The sequence below is a fragment of the Pedobacter sp. genome, assembly GCF_035566355.1.
Lineage (GTDB): Bacteria > Bacteroidota > Bacteroidia > Sphingobacteriales > Sphingobacteriaceae > Pedobacter.
Window position 1 is genome coordinate 1 of sequence record NZ_DATMRL010000102.1, and the last position, 2,258, is coordinate 2,258.

At 38.3% G+C, this 2,258-nt stretch carries 3 protein-coding genes; all 3 read right to left on the reverse strand.

Going from position 1 to position 2,258, the window contains the following annotated elements:
- The coding region (locus VNZ46_RS03915; protein ID WP_325558795.1) for a helix-turn-helix domain-containing protein at positions 1–349 on the reverse strand (349 nt) is incomplete at its 3' end.
- A gap of 15 nt (positions 350–364) precedes the next feature.
- Complete coding sequence (locus tag VNZ46_RS03920) at positions 365–772, reverse strand: hypothetical protein (RefSeq protein ID WP_325558796.1); 408 nt, start codon at positions 770–772, stop codon at positions 365–367.
- 278 nt (positions 773–1,050) lie between these two features.
- Complete coding sequence (locus tag VNZ46_RS03925; RefSeq protein ID WP_325558798.1) at positions 1,051–2,100, reverse strand: PDDEXK nuclease domain-containing protein; 1,050 nt, start codon at positions 2,098–2,100, stop codon at positions 1,051–1,053.
- Positions 2,101–2,258: the final 158 nt, after the last annotated feature.

Consider the following 2,258-nt stretch of genomic DNA (forward strand, 5'->3'; position numbering starts at 1 on the left):
CATTTCTCTGTTTAAACCACCTGCTGAAGTACGGCAAATCGCTAAACCCCAACAGCTCCGAAATCTCCTTAACAGAATGCTTCGTATACTGCAACAAATACAAAGCCTCCCGGTAAATCCTGTCCTGCAGCAACTCATACACAGACCTCCCCAAATAAGACTTAGCAAATCTGTTCAAAGCATGAATACTGGTGTTCATTTTAACCGCGTAAACAGAAATATCCCGGTTATACCTAAAATCCAGCTCAATCAAAGACTGCAAAACCTTTAATCGCTTAAAGTCAGGAGGGCAATAACCAGAGTCTGCCAGGCTAAAGCCACTTGTATAAATATTCGTTTCCTGCAACATCACTATAACATTTAATCAAATCTTCTTCGGCACCCGCGGTATCGGTTTATATTCAATAATAAAATCAATCACCCTATCCAGTTCAGCCAACACCAGATGAACCAATTTCAACCGAAAAACATCAGGCTCCCCCTTCCCCGCAGCACCACCAATATCCGTCAGTTCAGGATCAAAACGAACGAGCAAATCCACACCCTTGATCTGCCGAAGTTTAATCAGCAACTTTCTAACCCCAATCAACAGTTTAGCCGTTTGCTTTTGATTGTTATTAGCGATAATATCAAAGATGTCCGAGGTTAAGGTATAATGCGCATGCGTCAACCGTTCCGAGAACAAAGGCTCGATCGGCTTACGCGTATTCCCTATTTCCTCCAGCAAAGCAAAGAAAAGTTCAGCACCGGTTTTTTGAAGATATTTAGTCATAGTGGAGATGTTAAATTAAGGTGATTGACAATAATGATGATTTATAGATACACGAAGCATCACCCCACGAAACACATCGCAGGGTGGCATCAATTAAAACGGTAAATATTATTTGTGAAAGAAAGCGTATAAAAAGAAACTACCAAATACTTCCCACTCTCTATCACCATCCCGTCATCTCGATGGAAGCGCAGCTAAGAGAGACCTGTAATCACTTTGCAAATAGATCTCTCCTATTGTCGACATGACGTATCGAACCTTACCTAGCAATTGCGCTATCATTTCTTTAACCCAGCTTCAAGCTCCGCCTGACTAATCTCTCTGGTTATTTCCCGCTGCAACTCTTCCTCTGAAGGCAAATAAGTCTTATACCTGGACGCAAAAACATGCTTATTATCATTCAGTAAACTATACTTAGCCAAAGCCTTGTTTTTTTCAGCGCAAAGAATCAGGCCAATAGTCGGATTATCATTTTCCTGCCTAACCTGATCTTCAAAATACCGAACATAAGTATCCATCTGTCCAATATCCTGATGAGTTAGCTTACCTCGTTTCAAATCTACTATCAAAAAACATTTAAGGATATAATTATAAAAGACCAAATCTGCATAGAAATGCTCATCCTCCAAACTAATTCTATATTGACGAGCAACAAAGCAAAACCCCTTACCCAATTCAAGCAAGAACTCTTGCAATTTATCAATAATGGATTGTTCTAATTCCCTTTCATAAAAACCAGGGTTTGCCTTTAAATCCAAAAACTCCAATACATACGGATCCTTGATAAAATCTTTAGCCTCTAATTCCACTTTCTGAGTTTCAGCTTCTTCTTTTAGTAAAGGCCTGCTTTGCTCAGGAGTCATCACTAATCTTTCAAAATAAGAACTGTTGATCTGCCGTTCCAGGGTCCTTGTATTCCAGTTACAATTCACCGCCTCATTCATGTAAAACATCCTCGCATCCTCACGTTCAACCTTTAACAATGACCTGTAATGCGTCCAACTCAATTCACCACGCAATGCGTGGTATATTTGAAATGTAATATAAAACTGACGCATATACTGGAGATTACTTACCGTATACCCCTTTCCATAATCCATCCCGAGTTTTTTTGCCAAATGCTTAAGTAGCGCATCACCATAACCAGCCCGTTCTTTTCCATTCTGCTCCTCCTCAACAATCAATTTTCCAATTTGCCAATAACTCTGCACCATAGCAAAATTGACAGCACGGTAAGCCGTTTCTCTGGCAGATTCAATAACTTGTTTAACATTGCCATAAAGATTTTCTATAGGCATACTTTCCATAGTAGTTTCTATTTTCTTCATTTTTAATTATAGTTTAAAAACAAAATTACTAAAATATTTAGCATTAATAATTATGACAATATTTAACTTAAAAAGAAAATAAACAATATCATAAATTAACACTAACCTTCATTTCACAAACAATTTCAAAGAACAACATCCTTTATATTCCGCTGGAA

Bases quoted from the DNA above. Each gene is read 5' to 3' on its own strand.
- VNZ46_RS03920 (WP_325558796.1), bottom strand. From the start codon at position 772: ATGACTAAATATCTTCAAAAAACCGGTGCTGAACTTTTCTTTGCTTTG.
- VNZ46_RS03925 (WP_325558798.1), bottom strand. From the start codon at position 2,100: ATGAAGAAAATAGAAACTACTATGGAAAGTATGCCTATAGAAAATCTT.